The organism is Rhizobium sp. BK251 (assembly GCF_004345245.1).
Lineage (GTDB): Bacteria > Pseudomonadota > Alphaproteobacteria > Rhizobiales > Rhizobiaceae > Rhizobium.
In genome coordinates this window covers 135,745-155,484 of record NZ_SLUQ01000005.1, presented here as the reverse complement: position 1 = coordinate 155,484, position 19,740 = coordinate 135,745, and the positions used below count along the sequence as shown (strand labels likewise).

At 63.0% G+C, this 19,740-nt stretch carries 17 protein-coding genes and 1 tRNA gene; 6 read left to right on the top strand and 12 right to left on the bottom strand.

The annotated features are described in order from the left end of the window. Nucleotides 1-26: 26 nt before the first annotated feature. A tRNA-Ala gene (locus EV286_RS13530) sits at nucleotides 27-102 on the bottom strand. A gap of 151 nt (nucleotides 103-253) precedes the next feature. Beyond that, on the bottom strand, nucleotides 254-640 hold the full coding sequence (locus tag EV286_RS13525) for a TIGR02300 family protein (RefSeq protein ID WP_132957665.1): 387 nt from the start codon (nucleotides 638-640) through the stop codon (nucleotides 254-256). A 258-nt stretch (nucleotides 641-898) separates the two neighbouring features. Between EV286_RS13525 and aroA the strand changes: the two genes are divergently transcribed. From aroA to rpsA, 4 genes are all read left to right on the top strand, one after another. Then, on the top strand, nucleotides 899-2,251 hold the full coding sequence (aroA, locus tag EV286_RS13520) for a 3-phosphoshikimate 1-carboxyvinyltransferase (RefSeq protein WP_132957664.1): 1,353 nt from the start codon (nucleotides 899-901) through the stop codon (nucleotides 2,249-2,251). Between the two features lie 14 nt (nucleotides 2,252-2,265). Further along, nucleotides 2,266-2,907 carry an FMN-binding negative transcriptional regulator gene (locus EV286_RS13515; protein ID WP_132957663.1) on the top strand — a complete coding sequence of 214 codons (642 nt, stop codon included), beginning with the start codon at nucleotides 2,266-2,268 and terminating at the stop codon, nucleotides 2,905-2,907. Further along, a complete protein-coding gene (gene cmk, locus EV286_RS13510) occupies nucleotides 2,904-3,551 on the top strand; it encodes a (d)CMP kinase (RefSeq protein ID WP_132957662.1) in 648 nt (215 codons plus the stop codon). The genes EV286_RS13515 and cmk overlap by 4 nt, the downstream gene beginning before the upstream one ends. Before the next feature lie 167 nt (nucleotides 3,552-3,718). Continuing rightward, nucleotides 3,719-5,422, top strand: a complete 1,704-nt coding sequence (rpsA, locus tag EV286_RS13505) for a 30S ribosomal protein S1 (RefSeq protein WP_132957661.1) — start codon at nucleotides 3,719-3,721, stop codon at nucleotides 5,420-5,422. An 82-nt stretch (nucleotides 5,423-5,504) separates the two neighbouring features. Here rpsA and EV286_RS13500 read toward each other — a convergent pair whose 3' ends face one another. From EV286_RS13500 to EV286_RS13490, 3 genes are all read right to left on the bottom strand, one after another. Continuing rightward, nucleotides 5,505-6,965 carry a hypothetical protein gene (locus EV286_RS13500; protein ID WP_132957660.1) on the bottom strand — a complete coding sequence of 487 codons (1,461 nt, stop codon included), beginning with the start codon at nucleotides 6,963-6,965 and terminating at the stop codon, nucleotides 5,505-5,507. A gap of 226 nt (nucleotides 6,966-7,191) precedes the next feature. Continuing rightward, nucleotides 7,192-7,818 carry a ribonuclease D gene (locus EV286_RS13495; RefSeq protein WP_132957659.1) on the bottom strand — a complete coding sequence of 209 codons (627 nt, stop codon included), beginning with the start codon at nucleotides 7,816-7,818 and terminating at the stop codon, nucleotides 7,192-7,194. A 106-nt stretch (nucleotides 7,819-7,924) separates the two neighbouring features. Further along, the gene (locus EV286_RS13490; RefSeq protein WP_132957658.1) at nucleotides 7,925-8,743 is read right to left on the bottom strand and encodes a MerR family transcriptional regulator; all 819 of its coding nucleotides are present in this window, start codon (nucleotides 8,741-8,743) and stop codon (nucleotides 7,925-7,927) included. A gap of 223 nt (nucleotides 8,744-8,966) precedes the next feature. Here EV286_RS13490 and EV286_RS13485 point away from each other — a divergent pair, with 223 nt between their 5' ends. Further along, nucleotides 8,967-10,445 (top strand): NAD-dependent succinate-semialdehyde dehydrogenase, encoded by a 1,479-nt coding sequence (locus EV286_RS13485; RefSeq protein ID WP_132957657.1) that lies wholly within the window; start codon nucleotides 8,967-8,969, stop codon nucleotides 10,443-10,445. Between the two features lie 4 nt (nucleotides 10,446-10,449). On the opposite strand, the gene EV286_RS13480 is transcribed toward EV286_RS13485, so the two are convergent. The 7 genes from EV286_RS13480 to EV286_RS13450 all read right to left on the bottom strand — a co-directional run bounded on the left by EV286_RS13480 (nucleotide 10,450) and on the right by EV286_RS13450 (nucleotide 18,543). Then, complete coding sequence (locus EV286_RS13480) at nucleotides 10,450-11,040, bottom strand: AraC family transcriptional regulator (RefSeq protein ID WP_165932843.1); 591 nt, start codon at nucleotides 11,038-11,040, stop codon at nucleotides 10,450-10,452. A gap of 516 nt (nucleotides 11,041-11,556) precedes the next feature. Continuing rightward, the gene (locus tag EV286_RS13475) at nucleotides 11,557-13,074 is read right to left on the bottom strand and encodes a carboxypeptidase M32 (protein ID WP_132957655.1); all 1,518 of its coding nucleotides are present in this window, start codon (nucleotides 13,072-13,074) and stop codon (nucleotides 11,557-11,559) included. Continuing rightward, nucleotides 13,071-14,102 (bottom strand): oligopeptide/dipeptide ABC transporter ATP-binding protein, encoded by a 1,032-nt coding sequence (locus EV286_RS13470; protein WP_132957654.1) that lies wholly within the window; start codon nucleotides 14,100-14,102, stop codon nucleotides 13,071-13,073. The genes EV286_RS13475 and EV286_RS13470 overlap by 4 nt, the downstream gene beginning before the upstream one ends. Beyond that, on the bottom strand, nucleotides 14,099-15,103 hold the full coding sequence (locus EV286_RS13465) for an ABC transporter ATP-binding protein (RefSeq protein WP_132957653.1): 1,005 nt from the start codon (nucleotides 15,101-15,103) through the stop codon (nucleotides 14,099-14,101). The genes EV286_RS13470 and EV286_RS13465 overlap by 4 nt, the downstream gene beginning before the upstream one ends. After that, nucleotides 15,100-15,948 carry an ABC transporter permease gene (locus tag EV286_RS13460; protein WP_132957652.1) on the bottom strand — a complete coding sequence of 283 codons (849 nt, stop codon included), beginning with the start codon at nucleotides 15,946-15,948 and terminating at the stop codon, nucleotides 15,100-15,102. The genes EV286_RS13465 and EV286_RS13460 overlap by 4 nt, the downstream gene beginning before the upstream one ends. Next, complete coding sequence (locus tag EV286_RS13455; RefSeq protein ID WP_132957651.1) at nucleotides 15,945-16,883, bottom strand: ABC transporter permease; 939 nt, start codon at nucleotides 16,881-16,883, stop codon at nucleotides 15,945-15,947. Before EV286_RS13455 ends, EV286_RS13460 begins: the two co-directional genes overlap by 4 nt. 82 nt (nucleotides 16,884-16,965) lie before the next feature. Beyond that, nucleotides 16,966-18,543 (bottom strand): ABC transporter substrate-binding protein, encoded by a 1,578-nt coding sequence (locus EV286_RS13450; protein WP_132957650.1) that lies wholly within the window; start codon nucleotides 18,541-18,543, stop codon nucleotides 16,966-16,968. A gap of 183 nt (nucleotides 18,544-18,726) precedes the next feature. Here EV286_RS13450 and EV286_RS13445 point away from each other — a divergent pair, with 183 nt between their 5' ends. Continuing rightward, entirely contained in the window at nucleotides 18,727-19,734 is a 1,008-nt protein-coding gene (locus EV286_RS13445; RefSeq protein ID WP_132957649.1) for a GntR family transcriptional regulator, read from the top strand. Nucleotides 19,735-19,740 lie beyond the last annotated feature (6 nt).

Below are 19,740 nucleotides of genomic sequence, written 5' to 3'. Positions count from 1 at the left end.
AGGATCAAAGTTGACCATGGAGAATTTGGTGGAGCTAAGCGGGATCGAACCGCTGACCTCTTGCATGCCATGCAAGCGCTCTCCCAGCTGAGCTATAGCCCCATCGAAATGGTCCGGATCTCCCGGTCCTGGGACCCTTCGGAGCGTATTGCCCGTCGGGGTGGCGGCTTATTACTTCCGGTTTCTGGAGATAGCAAGCCGAAAAATGTCGGCCCGGGAAACTTTTCGTCGACCGGGCTGATGGATTTGTGGATCAGACTTCGTCGTCGTCGCCGGTGACGCCGATGATGTCGCTCATGTCGTCGTCATCATCGTCCTCGTCGGCTTCCAGGAATGTATCGTCGTCATCGCCGTCAAGCTCGACCTCGTCGTCGCCGATGTCAGGAATATCGTCGCCGGAGTTGCTTTCTTCAGCATCCTCGAGCGATACGAGTTCGACTTCCGTGTTTTCGGTATCGACTTCCGCTACATCCTCGTCCTCGGCCTTTTCAAGAACCGCCGCAGCCGAGCTTTCCTCAAAGAAGGACAAGGGCCAGGACTTTCCGGTATAAGGAGATACGACCGGATCACGGTTCAGGTCGTAGAACTTCTTGCCGTTATCCGGGTCTGTGCGTTTTGTTCCAAGTTCCGCTTTCGCCACTGTCAAAGCCTCTTGAATGGCCGAATGATCGTTCGGCAATGCCGTCTCAACCGGCGCTATAAGGGATTCATAAGGCGGTCCCCTTAATCGTTGCAGCTCCTTCTGTCAAAGCTAAACTTTACCAGCCTGCGACACAGCCAAGGATGATCTCCGATGGGGATTGTGCTAACCAGCCGAAAAATCCGCGCAGCCGCGTGCAGCGGCGGCCCGATCCGCATGAATTTGCCGAGAAACTGCCCCATTGCGAAGGAACCTGCCATGCCGAGCACCGGTGCGCCGAAACCCGCCACGTCGCGGATGTCCGCCAGCCTTTCCGGCACGGCGCGCGTTCCGGGCGACAAGTCGATTTCGCACAGGGCGTTGCTCCTCGGCGGACTCTCCGAGAGCGAAACGCGGATCGAGGGCCTCCTCGAAGGCGACGACGTGCTGCGGACCGGACGGGCCATGGAGGCGATGGGCGCCAGGGTCCGCAGGGACGGCAACCTCTGGATCGTCAACGGCACCGGCAACGGCGCGCTGCTTGCGCCGGAAGCGCCGCTCGATTTCGGCAATTCCGGCACCGGCTGCCGGCTGACAATGGGGCTCGTCGGGGTCTACGATTTCGAGACCGCGTTTACCGGCGACAGCTCCCTTTCCAGGCGGCCGATGGGTCGTGTCCTGGCGCCGCTGCGCGAAATGGGCGTGCAGGTCCACGCTGCAGAGGGCGACAGGCTGCCGTTCAGCCTGCATGGGCCGCACACTGCAAGCCCGATCAGCTACCGAGTGCCGGTCGCCTCCGCGCAGGTGAAATCCGCCGTCCTGCTTGCCGGGCTCAATGCGCCTGGTATCACGACGGTGATCGAACCGATCATGACGCGCGATCACACGGAGCGGATGTTGACGGCCTTCGGGGCGGCGCTCGCCATCGAGCAGCAATCCGACGGCAGCCGCCGAATTGCCCTTCAGGGGCGCGGCAGGCTGGTGGGGCAGGCGATCCAGGTGCCGTCCGATCCCTCCTCCGCCGCCTTTCCGCTGGTCGCGGCGCTCATCGTTCCCGGCTCCGACGTCATCATTCCGAACGTGCTGATGAACCCGGCCCGAACGGGCCTCATCCTCACGCTGCAGGATATGGGCGCAAATATCGAGATCAGCCGACAGCGCAAAACCGGGGGCGAGGATGTCGCGGATCTTCGCGTGCGCCATTCCGAGCTCAAGGGGGTGACGGTTCCGCAGGAGCGTGCACCTGCCATGATCGACGAATATCCTGTTCTCGCCGTCGCGGCGGCCTTCTCCGAGGGCGTCACCAGGATGCAGGGGCTCGGCGAGCTGCGGGTCAAGGAATCCGACCGTCTTTCCGCGGTCGCCGAAGGTCTCAAGCTCAACGGCGTCGACTGCGAGGAAGGCGATGACTGGCTCTCGGTCACCGGCCGTCCGGGCGGCAAGGGCCTCGGCAACGCGGCGGGTGATGAGGTGAAGACGCATCTCGACCATCGCATCGCCATGAGCTTCCTCGTGCTCGGGCTCGCATCGCAACATCCCGTCACTGTTGACGATACGGCCATGATCACGACAAGCTTTCCGCAATTCATCGACCTGATGCGAGGCCTCGGGGCCGATATCGAGCAGGCTTGAGAGGGAGAGAACAGATGTATCAGCCGCCGCATTTTCGCGAGGACGATCTTGGAACGCAACAGGCGCTTATCCGGCAGAATCCGCTCGGCCTGCTGATCACTGCCGGCGCATCGGGCCTGATTGCCAATTCGGTTCCCTTTCATCTGGATGCCACGGCGTCGGCCAAGGGCACGCTGCGGCTTCATCTTGCCCGCGCGAACGGGCAGTGGCGCGACATTGCCGGCGGCACGCCCGTACTTGCCGTCTTCCAGGGACCGAACGCCTATGTCACACCCTCCTGGTATGCGACGAAACAGGAGACCGGCAAGGTGGTGCCGACCTGGAACTATGCCATCGTACAGGCGAAGGGGCCGGCCCGGGTCATCGACGATGCGGAATGGCTGCTTGCCCAGATCGGCTCGCTCACCGGAGAGCACGAGGGCGTCCGGGAACGCCCGTGGGCTGTCGGCGACGCGCCGGAGGATTATGTGCGCTCCCAGCTCAAGGGCATCATCGGCGTGGAGATCGAGATCGCCGAAATCGAAGGCAAGTGGAAAGTCAGCCAGAACCGGCCGGTCGCCGACCGCCAAGGCGTTGCCGCCGGCCTCGGCGAGATGCCGGACCAGACCGAGATGGTCGAACTCGTACGCCGCTATGGCGACCTTGGAGCGGAATGAACTGCATGACCTTCATCATAGCCATCGATGGACCCGCCGCATCCGGCAAGGGGACGCTTTCGCGACGGATCGCCGAGGAATACGGCTTCCACCATCTCGACACCGGCCTGACCTATCGCGCAACCGCAAAGGCGCTCCTCGACGCCGGCTTGCCGCTTGACGAGGAGCCGGTAGCCGAAAAGGTTGCGCGCGAGGTTGAACTCTCGAGCCTCGACCGCAATATCCTCTCCAGGCACGACATCGGCGAAGCCGCCTCCAAGATCGCCGTCATGCCGGCGGTGCGGCGGGCACTCGTCGAGGCACAGCGGCACTTTGCCGAAAAGCTGCCGGGAACCGTGCTCGACGGTCGCGACATCGGCACCGTCGTCTGCCCCGCCGCACCGGTAAAGCTTTACGTGACGGCGTCGCCCGAAGTCCGGGCTAGACGCCGCTATGAGGAGATCGTCGGCAAGGGCGGCACTGCCGATTTCGATGCGATCTTCGACGATGTGAAGCGGCGTGACGAACGCGACATGGGACGGGCCGACAGCCCTTTGAAACCAGCGGATGATGCGCACTTGCTAGATACGTCGGAAATGAGTATAGAGGCGGCGTTTCAGGCGGCAAAATCGATCATCGAAGCAAGCCTGAGGCGTAATGCCTAAATAAAAGCGTGTTTTCGTGCTCTGACGCGATCCGCTCATGAAATAAGCCTGAAATTCCGTCCCCGCGCCGGATTGCCCTCGAAAAGAGGGCGGACTGGGTTCAGGTCCGTTCAACTCAAGCCAACCGGCGCAACCGTGTCCCCGAATACGGACACGCAGGAGATTTTATGTCTGTAGCTACCCCCACACGCGAAGATTTTGCGGCGCTTCTCGAAGAGTCCTTTGCCAAGCACGACCTGGCAGAAGGCTATGTCACCAAGGGTGTCATCACCGCCATCGAGAAGGACACCGCCGTTGTCGACGTCGGCCTCAAGGTTGAAGGCCGCATCGCGCTCAAGGAATTCGGCGCCCGTGCCAAGGACGGCACCCTGAAGGTCGGCGACGAAGTCGAAGTTTATGTCGAGCGCATCGAGAATGCACTCGGTGAAGCCGTTCTGTCGCGCGAGAAGGCTCGCCGCGAAGAAAGCTGGATCAAGCTCGAAGCCAAGTTCGAGGCCGGCGAGCGCGTCGAAGGCGTGATCTTCAACCAGGTCAAGGGTGGCTTCACGGTCGATCTCGACGGTGCGATCGCCTTCCTGCCGCGTTCCCAGGTCGACATCCGTCCGATCCGCGACGTCACGCCGCTGATGCACAACCCGCAGCCCTTCGAAATCCTCAAGATGGACAAGCGCCGCGGCAACATCGTGGTTTCGCGCCGTACGGTTCTGGAAGAATCCCGTGCCGAGCAGCGTTCTGAAATCGTTCAGAACCTCGAAGAAGGCCAGGTTGTCGAAGGCGTCGTCAAGAACATCACCGATTACGGTGCGTTCGTGGACCTCGGCGGCATCGACGGCCTGCTGCACGTCACCGACATGGCTTGGCGCCGTGTGAACCATCCGTCGGAGATCCTGTCCATCGGCCAGCAGGTCAAGGTGCAGATCATCCGCATCAACCAGGAAACCCACCGTATCTCGCTCGGCATGAAGCAGCTCGAGAGCGATCCGTGGGATGGCATCCAGGCCAAGTATCCGGAAGGCAAGAAGATTTCCGGTACCGTCACGAACATCACCGACTACGGTGCGTTCGTTGAGCTGGAGCCGGGCATCGAAGGCCTGATCCACATCTCGGAAATGTCCTGGACCAAGAAGAACGTTCACCCCGGCAAGATCCTGTCGACCAGCCAGGAAGTCGAAGTCGTCGTTCTCGAAGTCGATCCGGCCAAGCGCCGCATCTCGCTCGGCCTCAAGCAGACGCTCGAAAATCCGTGGGCGGCATTTGCCCGCAACCATCCGGCCGGCACCGAAGTCGAAGGCGAAGTCAAGAACAAGACCGAATTCGGCCTGTTCATTGGCCTCGACGGCGATGTGGACGGCATGGTGCACCTCTCCGACCTCGACTGGAACCGTCCGGGCGAACAGGTCATCGAGGAGTTCAACAAGGGTGACGTCGTCAAGGCCGTCGTTCTCGACGTCGACGTCGAGAAGGAGCGCATCTCGCTCGGCATCAAGCAGCTCGGCAGGGATGCTGTCGGCGAAGCTGCTGCTTCCGGCGAACTGCGCAAGAATGCGGTCGTTTCCTGCGAAGTCATCGCGGTCAACGATGGCGGCATCGAAGTAAGGCTCGTCAGCCACGAGGACATCACTTCCTTCATCCGCCGTGCAGACCTCTCGCGCGACCGCGACGAGCAGCGTCCGGAACGCTTCTCGGTCGGCCAGGTTGTTGACGCCCGCGTCACCAACTTCTCCAAGAAGGACCGCAAGATCATGCTGTCCATCAAGGCGCTCGAAATCGCAGAAGAAAAGGAAGCCGTCGCTCAGTTCGGTTCGTCCGACTCGGGTGCCTCGCTCGGCGACATCCTGGGTGCTGCCCTGAAGAACCGCGGCGGCGAATAATCGCCAGCCTCACGGCTTTAAGAATTGAAGAGCCCGCCGGAGCGATCCGGCGGGTTCTTCGTTTTCGGAGATGTCAAAGCGCCTAATCCCAGCCGGCCATGCGCTGGTAGAAGGCATAGGCTGGATCGACATCGTCGTTGAGCGCAGCGCCATCACGCCGCAGATCGCCGGCTTCCTCGCCAAGCTGATGAGGCGCATCGGGCTCGGGATCGTCTCCCTCCCCGGGTGCGGAGCCCTGCTGCTGCGGCTGTTCGTCACCTTCGGCCGGGTTGCGGTCGTTCCGTTCCGCCTCGTGCGCCCTGTCGAGGCCCCCGGCATCCTTCGCCGGAAGGTAGGGAAGTCCCGCATAGGGCATGCCCTCGCCTGCAAGGACGGGCATCCGCGAGCGTATCTCCGCGTTCTCAGATGGGGGCGGCAGGCGGTTCGCGTTTTCGGCAGGATTTCGCGCAGAAACGCGCGCCGTCGCATCATCGGTCTCGATGGCTGCGTTCTGGCGGTCGGCAGGCAAACCGGCACTACTGCCGGCCGCGGTCTGCGGCTTCGAGTCCGCGGGCTCGACATCACCGGCTTCGGGCCCTTGCGCCGTGGCGGCGGGTGCCGGTGCGTCCGGCTCGACCGGTATGGCATGTTCGGCCAGCAGCGTTGTCTTCACGAATTCGGAGGCGGCCTCCATCACTGTACCCAGAATCGCGACCCATCCACGTGGTACCGCCGCGGCAGCCGGCCTCTCGTTCAGCGGGCTGGGTGCCTGCTCGGCCGGGCGGTGGGTAAACGGTGCGCTCGCCGCCTCTCGAGGCAGCGTCTTCGACGCCGGCAAGGCTGCCGGTTCGATCCTGACCAGATGGGGCACTGTATCTGTCTTCTCGAGAGATGCCGGTCGCTGCGGTTCGGCATTGATTGACCGTTCGGCGCGGGGCGCAGACGAAGGCGAGGCCTCCTCGGCGGCAGGCGCAAGTTGGTGAGTCTCGGACGCAGGCTCCTGCCTCGGGGTGACAGGCGATTGGCGAACGGGCTCGGCGGGGCGCAGGGGCGACCCCTCATTCTGTCTATAGGAGCGGACAACCGCCCTTGCAGCAAGGTCGCGGTCCCGGGAATTCGCCGTCTCGATATGGGCCATCGCCTGAGCCGCCTCCGGTCCCTCCGGGCTCAGCACCGCCGCCGCAACGGTTCCGAGCGAGAGAGGCTGGCCTTCGGCCCGCATCAATCTTTCGGCGGCCGCCATCCGGGCGGGCGGTAGGCTTCGCACCGCTTCGGCGACACGGGCGGCATAGACAATGTCGGTTTCCCCATCATCCCGGCGCAGGCCGATGACCCTGCCGGCCGTCTCGATCGCGTCCAGAAGGCTGTCGATCATTCTCTGTCGGCTCGCCACAAGCAGGGCGTTAAGCCGTGCGGCGATCGCCGAACTCAGATCGGGGGACATGAGGCGCGTGGCGATCTCTGCGCCTGCAGGCGCCTGGCCAATGCCCTTTGCGGAGATGAGCGCCGCCTGCGGCTGGAAGGACATATCCGCGCTGGACGACGACCGAACCGGAGACAACATGGCATGCTCCTTTCTCTGACGATGAGATGGGGGAAGCAGGTCACATGACGGCCGCCTGCATGCGGCCCGCTGCATTCGCTGACAGACCCTCCTGTCCGCGCCGACGCAGCATCGCGTCGTCGAATGCTTAAAATTAAAGGAAATTTAAGCAGAATTTTCTTAACGAAACGTAACGCGGCCTTGCCCGCGCAATGCTGCGCGAGGCCGACCCCCTGTCGCGCGGCGACTAGCTGTGGGCGAAGATGTCCGTCTCTTCCCAGCCGAGCAGATCAAGCTTGGCACGCGTGGGAAGGAACGTGAAGCAGGCTTCCGCGTGTTCCATGCGGCCGTCCCGCACCAGCCGCTCCGTCAGCTTGTCGCGCAGCGCATGCAGATGGAGCACGTCGGAGGCGGCATATTCGAGCTGCGCCGGCGAAAGGACCGTGGCTGCCCAGTCCGAGGACTGCTGCGCCTTGGAGATATCGACGTCGAGCATCTCCTTCAGATTGTCCTTGAGACCGTGGCGATCCGTATAGGTCCGGCAGAGACGCGAGGCGATCTTCGTGCAGAAGACCGGCACGGTCGTAACCCCGAAGGTATGGAAGAGGACCGCAATATCAAAACGGCCGAAGTGAAAAATCTTCTGGCGCGCCGGATCGGCAAGCATTGCCACCAGGTTCGGCGCTTCCTTCTGCCCGGCGGCGATACGGATCACATCAGCCGTGCCGTCGCCCGGCGAAAGCTGGACGACGCAGAGCCGGTCGCGACGCGGAACCAGCCCGAGGGTTTCCGTGTCGATCGCAACGGCACCGGTATAGCGCCCGGCATCGGCTGCTGAGATATCCCCTTCATGATAACGAATGCTGGCGGCCATGAAACTCTCCGGGCTCCTCGTCTGTCGCTGCTAATTCCAACCCTTTCGGGCTATAGCCTAAAGCGCGGGCGGGGGATACCGCTTTCCGCCCGAGTTTGCCAGCACTTCAGAAGGTTGGAGGGGTATTGATCCAGATGAGAACCGTCTCGCCATCATGTCGGTTGCGCCAGGAATGGTATCGAGCGCTTTCGAAATAGAGGGAATCGCCGGCCGCGAGCTCGTAGAACTGATCGGCATCGAGGACCAGTTCGAGCCGCCCCGAAAGAACGTGGATGAATTCCTCGCCGTCATGCCGGTAGGCGCCCTCGCTGGTCGCACCCGGCGCCAGCACGAAACGATGGCAATCCATCACGTTGCCGCCCTCGGCGAGCAGTTGCACTGTCACGCCGGATCCCGATGTGGGCCAGGTGCGCCACTGGCCGGCACGCACCAGCGCCCGGGCCTCCTCGCCGTCCTCGCCGGAGAGCCGCGAGACGGTGGTACCGTAGTGCTCGGCGAGATCATGCAGCGTCTTGAAGCTTACGCCCTGAGAGGTGCGCTCGAGCGTTGAAAGTGCGGACGGCGTGATGCCCGTAGCGCTCGCAACCTGTTCAAGCGTCTTTCCCGCTGCACGGCGAAGGCTCCGCAGCTTCCGCCCGAGGTCCTGCGAAACGCCGTCCGCACCTGATGTCGCCTGGTGCCCTGCCCCGTCCTCGATCTCCAGTGTCTCCCTGATCGCCGCCGGATTGAGCCCCCGCCCCGTGCGGAACCAGGATATGCGCTTCAATCGGGCGATATCCGCGGCGGTGTATTGCCGATGGCCGCTGCCGGTGCGCGCCGGCACGACAAGACCCTGGCTTTCCCAGAGCCTCAGCGTCGACGCCGACACGCCGGCCAATCGCGCGGCCTCCGCCACCCTGTAGCGAACGGGCTCGGCCTTGCTCATCGGGAAACTCCCCATCCCTTCGTTGACATGACCAAAGACAGCATTGTCGGCGCAGCCCGCCGGCAAGGACTGCGACTTCAGAACGCCGTTGCATTCCTACAGAAAAAATGTAGGTTTTTTGCAAAACCTGCAACCATCATTTCGGGTGTCAGGCAGTTTCTACGAAATGGCGCGGATGCGGCCGGCAGGCTGCCCGCACCTCTTCCACTCAGGGAGCACAGCCATGCCCTTCACCGATGCCCTCATCAAACGGGTCGCCTCGACAACTTTCCTGCGCGACAGGGGCTACATCAACGGCGTCTGGACCGTCGGAAACGCGACGTCGACCTTCGACATCATCAATCCCGCAACGGGGGAAGTGCTTGCGGTGTTCCCCGACATGGGAGCCACGGAAACCAGAGCGGCAATCGACGCCGCCCACGCAGCGCAACCCGCCTGGGCCACACGGCCTGCAAAGGAGCGTGCCGCGATCCTGCGTAAGTGGTTCGATCTCATGGTCGCCAACGCGGACGATCTGGCGGCGATCCTGACGGCGGAGATGGGCAAGCCGCTCGCCGAGGCGAAGGGCGAGATACTCTATGCCGCGTCCTATATCGAATGGTATGGCGAGGAGGCCAAGCGCATCTACGGGGAAACCATTCCCGCCGCGCAGACAGACAAGCGCATGTTCGTGATCCGGCAGCCGGTCGGCGTCGTCGGCACGATCACGCCATGGAACTTTCCTGCGGCGATGATTGCCCGCAAGATCGCCCCGGCGCTCGCCGTTGGCTGCACCGTGGTTTCCAAGCCGGCGGAGCAGACGCCGCTTTCCGCAATTGCACTCGCAGCGCTCGCCGAACAGGCGGGCGTGCCGGCCGGTGTGCTCAACATCATCGTCGGCCAGGATGGGCCCGCGATCGGCCGCGAACTCTGCAGCAATGAAAAGGTGCGCAAGATCAGCTTCACCGGATCGACAGAGGTCGGCCGAATCCTGATGAAGCAATGTGCCGACCAGATCAAGAAGATGGGCCTTGAGCTCGGCGGTAACGCCCCTTTCATCGTCTTCGACGATGCGGACCTGGATGCAGCCGTCGAAGGCGCGATCGTCTCCAAATACCGTAACGCCGGCCAGACCTGCGTCTGCGCCAACCGGCTCTACGTGCAATCGGGCGTCTATGAGGCCTTTGCGGCAAAGCTTGCCGCCCGGGTGGAGCAACTTGCAGTCGGCGAAGGTTTCAGGGAAGGCGTGACGATCGGTCCGCTGATCGACGAACAGGGCATGGCCAAGGTCGAGGACCATGTGCGGGACGCGCGATCGAAGGGAGCGAAGCTGGTGACCGGCGGCTACCGCATCGAGGGACCCGGCACATTCTATGCGCCGACGGTTCTGACCGGAGTCGACCGCAACATGAAGGTGGCGAAGGAGGAGACTTTCGGGCCCGTGGCCCCGCTTTTCCGCTTCGAGACGGTGGAGGACGTCATCGCACAGGCGAACGATACCGAATTCGGACTTGCAGCTTATTTCTTTGCTGGCGACCTGAAGAAGGTCTGGCGCGTTGCAGAAGCTCTTGAATATGGAATGGTCGGTGTGAATACCGGCCTCATATCCTCAGAGACAGCGCCCTTCGGCGGTATTAAGCAGTCCGGCATCGGTCGCGAGGGCTCGCGACACGGCGCCGATGACTACCTGGAAATCAAGTACATCTGCATCGGCGACGTATAGCGAACTATACGTACGCCGCCTGCGATGCACGCTCTGCCACGGGACGGACGTAGCTTCTTTCCTGACGGCTGCGGCGGCGCCATGAATTCGGGCTCGTGCCGACGCTGCGACGGAACAGGTTGGAGAGGTGCGCCTGGTCGGACAGGCCGCAATCGAGCGCGATTTCGCTCAGCGACTTTTCCGTCTCCAGCATCAGGGTCTGGGCAAGCTCGACGCGCTTGCGGATGATGTAGGCGTAGGGTGTAACCTCGAAGCTGATCTTAAAGGCGCGGGAGAAGTGGCTCATGCTCAGGCGAACAAGCTTGGCGAGCTCTTCGACGCCGATATTTGAACCGAGCTTCTCACCGATGTGAGCCTCGACCTTGCGGCACTGCCAAGGGGTAAGGCCACCACGCGCAATGGTAGGCTCGGGAGCGGCCTGTTCGCGGCCGCGCAGCAGGGCGAAAGCCTGATTGAGAAGCTCGAGTGCCTGGCCCGGATTTTCACCCACCAGCCTCTGCGCATCGCTAAGGATGGCGGAGACACGTTCGCGGTTCGCGCTTTCGACACCGAGGAGAAGTGCGGCGGAAGCAGAGGTCGCAAGGCTGGGCTGCAATTCTGCACCGGCTGAGTGAGAGAACGTGGCGGACGACTGCATAAGCATAATCAGACCCTTTCGTATCTACATCTTGCGTTCCGGCTTTGCTTGTCCGGTGAGATGAGAGTGCATCCGACGAGGCCGATAAACCAGTTAATGGCTGCTAAACGGTGTTAAACGTGACGGGGTGGGGGCATGCGCGGAGTTAAGAGCCGAAGCAGGAAAAAGCGGAAAAAAGAAACGAATTCATGCCGGTAGGGAGAAAGAGGGGGGCTGCTCTCCGGAGGGGGGACGGAGAGCAGCCGGGGATCTGCGGGTAGGCGGGACAGATCCCAGGTCCCGGCTGGGCAGGGCCGGGGCTAGTTAAAGCGAGACTTGTGGGAGGCTTCAAGTCGTTCGCTATGTTTCGAGACTACCGGCAAAGGCCCGTGGAGGATTGAAGAAAAGCGGCATGAATTGCACGTCCCGGCCAACTTGGCCCCGGGCGAAATTGCCGCTGCCGATACTGCCTCCAAGGCCGCCAATCGACCCGCGTCAGCGCGAGAGTTCGGCGACCTTCCGCCCGAGATCTTCGGCGTAGGAATCGACTGAGAGCGGCGCGCCCGTGGCCTCTTCCAGAATCTCTCCCGGCGACTTCGAGCGGCCGTATCGATGCACATTCTCGTTGAGCCACGACCTCAGTGGGGCGTAGTCGCCGCCATCGAGGCCCCGTTCGACGGCTGGCACCGTCCGGGCCTTTGCAAAGAGCTGCGAGGACATGATGTTGCCGATCGTGTAGGTGGGGAAGGATCCGACCATGCCCGACGACCAGTGCACATCCTGCAGCACGCCGACCGTATCGTTCGGGACGTCGAGGCCCAGATAGTGGCGCATCCTTTCGCGCCAGATCTCCGGCAGGTCGGCAACCCGGATATCCCCCGCCATGAGACCGGCCTCGATCTCCGAGCGGAGCATGATGTGAAAGTCGTAGGTGAGTTCATCGGCCTCGACGCGGATCAGGCTCGGACGCGCGGCGTTGACGGCACGCCAGAATTCGTCGACGGACACATCCGAGAGCTGGTCGGGAAAGACCGCCCTGAGCTCTCCGAAATGCAGTTCCCAGAACTGGCGCGAACGTCCGACGCGATTTTCCCAGAGACGCGACTGGGATTCGTGCATGCCGAAGCTCGCCCCGCCTACGGCATAGAGATTGATGAAATCGGTTGCGAAGACCGACCGTGTAAACCGTTCGGCAATTCCCTGTTCATAGATGCCGTGGCCGGCCTCGTGCCAGACCGCGAAGAGCCCGCCGGGCAGCCAGGTCTCCCGGAAGCGGCCCGTAATGCGCACGTCCGAGCGCGTGAAGGAAATCTCGAAGGGGTGAACGGTGTCGTCCAGCCGGCCGCGACGAAAATCATAGCCGAAGCGCTCGGAGATGGTGCTCGAGAAGGCGCGCTGCTGTTCGACCGGGTAGGTGCGCTGCAACACCTCCTCGCGAACCGGCCGCGCGGCCTGGGCTTGCGCCAGCAGCGGAGCCAGGACGGAACCGAGCTCGCCATAAAGATCGCGAAGGCGTGCCCAGGTCATGCCCGGCTCATAGGTGCCGATCAGCGCGTCATAGGGATGGTCGGCATAGCCTATTGCGCCGGCGATCTCGCGCTGCATCTCCATGGTCCGCTCCAGCGTGGGCGCGAAGGCGGCAAAATCATCGGCAGCGCGCGCCTTGCTCCAGACGGCCTGCGCTGCGGTCTTCAGTTCCGTCGCCTCGGCGACGAGGCTGGCCGGGATGCGCGACAGCGTGGCGATTGCGGCGGCAGCCTGCTCCACCGCGGCCCGGCGCTCGGGATCGGCCCCGGCATCACCAAGTTCCCGCTTCGCCTTCTCGATCGCGCCCAGCATGGCATCGCCGGTCGCAATGTCACGGGCAAGACCGGCAAGCGTTGCAATCTGCTTGCCGCGCGCCTCGACGCCGCCGGGCGGCATCATGGTGCGCGCGTCCCAGGTGAGCAGGTTCACGGCGCAGAGAATGTCGTTGACCTTCGCCACCTCGCCTTCGAATGCGGAAAAGCTCATGATTTCATAACCTCATCGGATTGGATTGCGGAGGGCGCACCGAAATCGGGCAGATGACACGCGGCGCGACGGTTCGGTCCGCGCGCCGTCAGCGCCGGTCTTTCGACGTGACAACGCTCGAAGACGCGCGGGCAGCGGCTGGCGAAGGGACAGCCGGGCGGCAGATGAAGCGGGCTCGGCAGCTCGCCGCGGGCCGCTACCGTGCGGCTGCGGCGCGCCGGGTCGAGTTCCGGTGCTGCATCGAGGAGCGCTTTCGAATAGGGGTGGCGTGGCGTCGAAAACAGAGCCTCCGAGGGGCTTATCTCCACCACCTGGCCCAGATACATCACGGCGACGCGATGGGAGATGTGGCGCACGAGGCGAAGATCATGCGCAACGAAGATGACTGTCAGATGCAGTTCCTGCTGGAGCTGGAGCAGCAGATTGACCACCTGCGCCTGCACGGAAACGTCGAGGGCCGAGACCAGCTCGTCCGCCACGATCACTTCCGGCTCGACCGCCAGGGCACGCGCGATGCCGATGCGCTGGCGCTGGCCGCCGGAAAATTCATGCGGGTAGCGGTGGGCCGCATCCCGCGGCAGGCGGACGAGATCGAGGAGTTCGTCGATGCGGTGGGGGATCTCCTTCCTCGGCCGCATGCGATGCACGCCAAGCGCCTCCGTGAGGATCTGGCTGACAGTCATGCGCGGGTTGAGCGAACTGTAGGGATCCTGGAAGATCATCTGGACACGCCGGTTGAAGGCGCGCCGCTCGGAGGGCTTGAGCGCCGCAATGTCCTTGCCTTCGAAGCGGATGGCACCGCCGTCAGGCTCATAGAGCCGCACCAGGCATCGCGCCAGGGTGGACTTGCCGCAGCCGGACTCACCGACGATGCCGAGGGTTTCGCCCCGATGCACCTCGAGGCTCACATCGTTCAGGGCGTGAACTGCAAGCGGCGGCTTGCCGGAGATGCGCCGCAGAAGCGAATCGGGGCCGGCAAAGCGCTTGTACACGCCATCGACCGAAATGAGCGGGATCGGCGCGCTCATAGGATCGCCTCCGCCTTGGCCACTACTTCCTGCCTGAAACAGGCAACCTTTCTGCCCCTCGCGACAGTCTCCAGCGGCGGACGCTCCTCAAGGCACTGCGCAGCCGCAAAGCTGCAGCGTGGATGGAAGGAACAGCCCTGCGGAAGATTGGTGAGGCTCGGCGGCGTACCTTCGATCGACGAAAGCATCGTGCGGGCCACGTTCGATCTCGGGACCGAGCCGAGCAGGCCACGCGTGTACGGGTGGCGCGGACGGGCGAAGACCTCCGCGACGGTCCCCGTCTCGACGATGCGCCCGGCATACATCACGGCCATCCTGTCACAGGTCGCGGCAACCACGCCGAGGTCATGGGTGACGAGGACGACGCTCATGGAGAGCCGGTCGCGCAGATCGAGAAGGAGTTTCAGGATCTGGTCCTGGATCGTGACGTCGAGGGCCGTGGTCGGCTCGTCCGCCAGCAGCAGCTTCGGTGAACAGGCAAGCGCGATCGCGATCATGGCACGCTGGCGCATGCCGCCGGAGAACTGATGCGGATATTCGTCGAGCCTTCGCTCGGCCGCCGGGATGCCGACGATGTTCATCAGCTCGAGCGCCCGTGCCCGGCGCTCTCGGGCCGACAGCCGCGTGTGGGCCATCAGGTTTTCCTCGATCTGCAGTCCGACCGGAAGAACCGGATTGAGCGCCGTCATCGGCTCCTGGAAGATCATGGCGATCTCGCTGCCCCGGATGCGGCGAAGCTCCTCCTCGGGCATGGCGACCAAGTCACGGCCCTGCCACTCCACCCGGCCGCTCACCTTGCCCGGCTCGCGTATCAGCCGCATGATCGAGCGCAGCGTAACGCTCTTGCCCGAGCCGGATTCGCCGACGAGGCCGACGACCTCGCCCGGCGCCACGTCGAAATCGACATCGGCAGCGGCAATCGCGACCCCCCTCGATGTCTCGAAAGTCGTGGTCAATCCGCGCACGACAAGGCCAGCACTGTCGGTTGCAATCACCGTCATCGCCGCACCCTCAGAAGTTCCGCGATGCCATCACCCGCCAGGCTGAAGCCGAGGCCGGTGACAACGATCGCAATGCCCGGGAAGACCGATATCCACCAGGCGGTGTTCATGAAGTTCTTGCCGTCGGCGATCTGCACGCCCCATTCGGCCGCCGGCGGCTGTGCGCCGAGGCCGAGATAGCCGAGGCTGGAACCAAGCAGAATGGCGAGCGCCATGTCCGTCATCCAGTAGACGATTGCGGGCGTGATAGCATTCGGCAGCAGATGGCGGAAGACGATGCGCATCGGCGTATAGCCCATCACCCGCCCGGCGTCGGCGTAGTCAAGCCGCTTCTGGACCTTCACCTCCGAGGCGACGAGACGTGCATAGAAGACCCAGCCGACGACCCCGACCGCGATATACATGTTGCCGAGACCGGGACCGAGCACGGAGACGATCGCGATGACGAGAATGAGGAACGGGAAGGTGATCACGGCGTCGACCACGCGGCCGAAGAGCGACTCCGCCACGCCTCCGGCATAGCCGACGAGTGCGCCCACGATCGTTCCGAAGATAAAGGCGGGGGTCGTCGCGAAGATCGCTATCTGCATGTCGATCGTATAGGCGTGGATGACGCGCGAGAGGACATCGCGACCGAAGCTGTCGGTGCCGAAAGGATGCGCCCAGCTCGGGGCCTGCAGGAGAGCATTGTAGTCGAACGCGGCAGGATCGTAGGGCGCGAAGTAGCCAGGGAAGAAAGCGACCAGAAGGCTCAGACAGAGGATCGCGCCGCCGGAAAGCAGCGTGTTGGGCGGGCGGCGGAGTTTCACCTTCGAAAGGGCGGGGCGATCTGCAGCGAGGCTCATCGTGCGATCCTCGGGTCGAGCCAGGCCTGGACGATATCCGTGACAAGGAAGGTCAGGGAAACCAGGACGGCGAGCGAGATGGTGAGCCCCTGCAGGACAGGGTAATCCCGCCCGTAGATGCTGTCGATCATCAGTCGCCCGGCGCCGGGCACCGCAAAGACGGTCTCGGTGATGACCGCGCCGCCAAGCAGCGTGCCGATCTGCAGGCCGAAGAGCGTGACGGTGGAAATGAGCGCGTTGCGCAGCACATGCCGCAAAAGGATCACGCGCGAGCGGAGACCCTTTGAACGGGCGAAATCGACATATTCGGCATTGATGACGCCGATGATCGAGGCGCGCAGATTGCGCATCAGGACTGCCGAGAAACTGAAGGCTAGTGTCAGCGCCGGCAGGAAGAGGTGGTAGAGCTTGTCGGGCAAGGTATCGCCGTAGCCGCCGACGGGGAACCACTTCAGCTGCGCTGCAAAGAGGGTGAGGCAAACGATGCCGACATAGAAGACCGGCATGGAAAGCCCGACCTGGAAGACGCCGCGGATGGCCGTGTCAGGAATCTGCTCGCGCTTCAGCGCTGCGATGAAGGCGAGCGGCACGGCGAGGATGAGCGCGATGAGCGCCGACATGACCGTCAGCATCAGCGTCACCGGCAGCCGCTGCAGGATCAATGTGGTGACCGGAATTTTCAGGACGATCGAATTGCCGAGATCACCGGTCGCAACGCGCTTTACAAAATAGAGAAACTGGATTGGCATCGGCTGGTCGAGCCCGAGGCTTGCATTGATGCGCTCGACATCCGCATCAAGGGCGCGGTCGCCGAGCATGGCGCTGGCAGGATCTCCGGGCAGAAGCCGCACCAGCACGAAGGTGACGATCAGGATAAACACGACCGTCGGGATCATCTGGAGGATACGACGGAGAACGAAACTGAAAAGTGGCAAATCGCCGCTCCCGCACTTCCGGCATTGTCTGGAATAGGCGCGGCCCGCCCTAAGGGCCCGCGCCTTCGCAAGGTTCAGAGGACTATTTCTCGACCCAGGTTCTCGCGAAGATGTTGTTGCCGAGCGGGATCTGCAGAAAGCCGTGAACCTTCTTGCTGAGCGCCACCGGATACGGCGTCTCGTAAAGAGGCACGATCGGCCCCTGCGCATTGTAGATCTCCTGGATCTTGGCGTATTGCTCGGCGCGCTTGGCCGGGTCGATTTCCTTCTGCGAGGCATCGAACAGCTTGTCGGCCTCCTCATTCTTCCAGCCCGTGTGCAGCGCGTCGATCGTAGGCGAATAGACAAAATACGAGGTGATCTCGTTCGGGTCGGCGATATCGTCCGTCCAGGCCGCCTCACGCATCACGAAGGTGCCGTCGCGATACTGCTGGGTGCGGGTCGCATTGTCGACCTGCTGCAGCTCCAGCTTGACGCCGACCTGCGACCACATCTGCTGCAGGGCCGTGCCGATGCCGATCTCGTCCTGATTGCCAGCAAGGATGAGAATGCTGGTGCTGAAGCCGTTTTCGAAGCCGGCCTCCTTCATCAGGCTCTTCGCCTTCTCGACGTCATAAGGATAGAGCGGCTTGTCGCCGACGTGGAGCGGCGTTGCCGTCGACATGAACGAAGTCATCGGCGTGCCGACGCCGTGGGTGACGATCTGAATGATCGCTTCCTTGTTGGTCGCATAGTTCAGCGCCTGACGGACCTTGGGATTGGCGAGCGGATTGTCCTTGCCACCAAGCTGGGGCCGCACGTTCAAGGTGACATATTCTATGCGCGTCGACGGAAAGAGCTCCATATTCAGGTTGTCGGCCGACTTCAGCTCGGCCACGCGCGAATAGGGTATGAATTCCGCTCCGCCGATTTCGCCGGACGTGAGCTTCAGGATGCGCGTGGCATCGTCCGGAACGACTTCGAAGGTGATGCCATCGAGATAGGGCAGCGGCTTGCCGTCCTCGCCCTGACCCCAATAGTGCTCGTTGCGGACAAGTTTCATGGTGGAGCCGCGGTCCCAGGACTGCAGCACGAAGGGGCCCGAACCGACCGGATGCTCTGCGAAAGCCTTGGCCTTTTCCTCGTCCGTCGCGCCAGCGGAAGCTTCAAAAATCTTCTGCGGCAGGATCGCCGTATTGAAGACGGTGAGCGCGGCGAGGATTGCCGGGTCCGGATGCTTCAGCTTGAGGACGACCGTCTTGTCGCCTTCAGTCGTGACGTCATCGACCGAGGAAACCAGGAAGTTCCAGATGCCGTTCTTCGGATTTGCGGCGCGCTTCAGCGACCAGGCGACATCGGCGGGCGTGATCGGCGAACCATCCGAGAACATGATGCCGTCGCGCAGCGTCAGCGTCACGGTCATGCCGTCGTCGGCGACCTTCCAGTCGGTCGCGAGGCCGGCCTGCACGCCCTTGCCGTCGTCGGTGGGCAGGAGCAGCGTGTCGTAGAGGTTGGACAGGATCCAGATGTCGACATTCGCGTCGTTCAGGACAGGATCGAGAAACAGGCTATCGGCGTAGCGTCCATAGGTCAGGATGCCGCCTCGTTCGACGGCAAAGGCCGAAAGGCTGGTGCTGAGTAACAATGCGGCAGCAATCGCCGCCTTCGCGATTATTTTCATGACTGTTCCCTTTTTTTTCTGGCGCAACTGTCCTTATTGCTTAGGACGATTTCACGCGTTTGAGCGAGAGTCAACTAATTTGTCTGAGAGGTTCCGGTGCAGACTGTAACGGTTCTCGCTTGCCTCCCCTCCTTGCAAAGTATAATTGTAATAGTCGACTATAACAGCGCCGATCAAAGCTTCATGGAATTCTTCATCGACCGTGACCTACCGGTTCCGCTGCGCACCCAGCTGCAGGGCCTTATCGAATACGGCATCGCCTGCGGCGAGCTCGTACCGGGGGAGACTCTGCCTTCGGTGCGCGAACTCGCCGAGAAGATCGGCGTCGCGCCGATGACGGTGAGCCAGGTCTACGCGGACCTGAAGGCGGCGGGCCTGATCGATGCACGCCCCGGCTCCGGCACCTTCGTCACCGACAGCCTCCATGCCCGGCAGGCAGGGCGGCCGGACACATCGGCACTCCACCGCCACATAGACGAACTGATCGACGAGAGCCGGGCGATGGGCATCCGCTCGGCCGAGCTTGTCGCGATGGTGAGCTCCCGGGTCTTCTACCGCGACAGCATCGGCTCCCGGATGCGCATCGTCATGATCGGACTGTTTCCCGACGCGACGGCAAGCTATGCCCGTGTCATCGCCGCCCGGCTGGGGCGCGGCGCAACAGTCGAGCCGCTGACGATATCGGCGATCGAACGGAGCGCGGAGGCCAGAGCGAGGGCGAATTCCGCCGATCTCGCCATCACCTTTGCCAACAAGCATCGCGAAGTCACTACGCTCGTGCCGAACACCAAGGTCGTCAGCGTCAGCTTCACGCCATCGGAAGAGACGCGCATGGCGCTCGCCTCGCTCGATTCCCTTGCCTCGATCACCGTCGTGTCGCGCTTTCCCGATTTCCTGCCGATCATGAAGAGCGGCGTGCAGCGCTTTGCGCCGCATGTCAGCGAGGTCCTGGGCGCAACCCTGGACACACCCGGCCTCGACGGGCTGATCGCGCGTTCGAGAGTCGTCGTCTATGCCTCGGGTGCCGAGGAGATCGTCGCGCGGCTGCCGGACGGCATGCAGGCGATCGAGTATCGCCACGCACCCGACGTTGCCGACATCGAGCGCGTCGTCGTCCCCATCGTCCGCGATGCGGGCATGCTGACGCCGCCCGCGTCAGGCGACAGAACGGTCACAGACATCGAAGCATAAGAAAGG

What these genes read in the sequence shown, in the direction of transcription:
- EV286_RS13465 (WP_132957653.1), bottom strand. Translation starts at nt 15,103, where the DNA reads ATGACGGTGATTGCAACCGACAGTGCTGGCCTTGTCGTGCGCGGATTG.
- EV286_RS13500 (WP_132957660.1), bottom strand. Translation starts at nt 6,965, where the DNA reads ATGTTGTCTCCGGTTCGGTCGTCGTCCAGCGCGGATATGTCCTTCCAG.
- EV286_RS13485 (WP_132957657.1), top strand. Translation starts at nt 8,967, where the DNA reads ATGCCCTTCACCGATGCCCTCATCAAACGGGTCGCCTCGACAACTTTC.
- aroA (WP_132957664.1), top strand. Translation starts at nt 899, where the DNA reads ATGCCGAGCACCGGTGCGCCGAAACCCGCCACGTCGCGGATGTCCGCC.
- EV286_RS13450 (WP_132957650.1), bottom strand. Translation starts at nt 18,543, where the DNA reads ATGAAAATAATCGCGAAGGCGGCGATTGCTGCCGCATTGTTACTCAGC.
- EV286_RS13445 (WP_132957649.1), top strand. Translation starts at nt 18,727, where the DNA reads ATGGAATTCTTCATCGACCGTGACCTACCGGTTCCGCTGCGCACCCAG.
- EV286_RS13460 (WP_132957652.1), bottom strand. Translation starts at nt 15,948, where the DNA reads ATGAGCCTCGCTGCAGATCGCCCCGCCCTTTCGAAGGTGAAACTCCGC.
- EV286_RS13490 (WP_132957658.1), bottom strand. Translation starts at nt 8,743, where the DNA reads ATGAGCAAGGCCGAGCCCGTTCGCTACAGGGTGGCGGAGGCCGCGCGA.
- EV286_RS13495 (WP_132957659.1), bottom strand. Translation starts at nt 7,818, where the DNA reads ATGGCCGCCAGCATTCGTTATCATGAAGGGGATATCTCAGCAGCCGAT.
- EV286_RS13515 (WP_132957663.1), top strand. Translation starts at nt 2,266, where the DNA reads ATGTATCAGCCGCCGCATTTTCGCGAGGACGATCTTGGAACGCAACAG.
- EV286_RS13475 (WP_132957655.1), bottom strand. Translation starts at nt 13,074, where the DNA reads ATGAGCTTTTCCGCATTCGAAGGCGAGGTGGCGAAGGTCAACGACATT.
- rpsA (WP_132957661.1), top strand. Translation starts at nt 3,719, where the DNA reads ATGTCTGTAGCTACCCCCACACGCGAAGATTTTGCGGCGCTTCTCGAA.
- EV286_RS13470 (WP_132957654.1), bottom strand. Translation starts at nt 14,102, where the DNA reads ATGAGCGCGCCGATCCCGCTCATTTCGGTCGATGGCGTGTACAAGCGC.
- cmk (WP_132957662.1), top strand. Translation starts at nt 2,904, where the DNA reads ATGAACTGCATGACCTTCATCATAGCCATCGATGGACCCGCCGCATCC.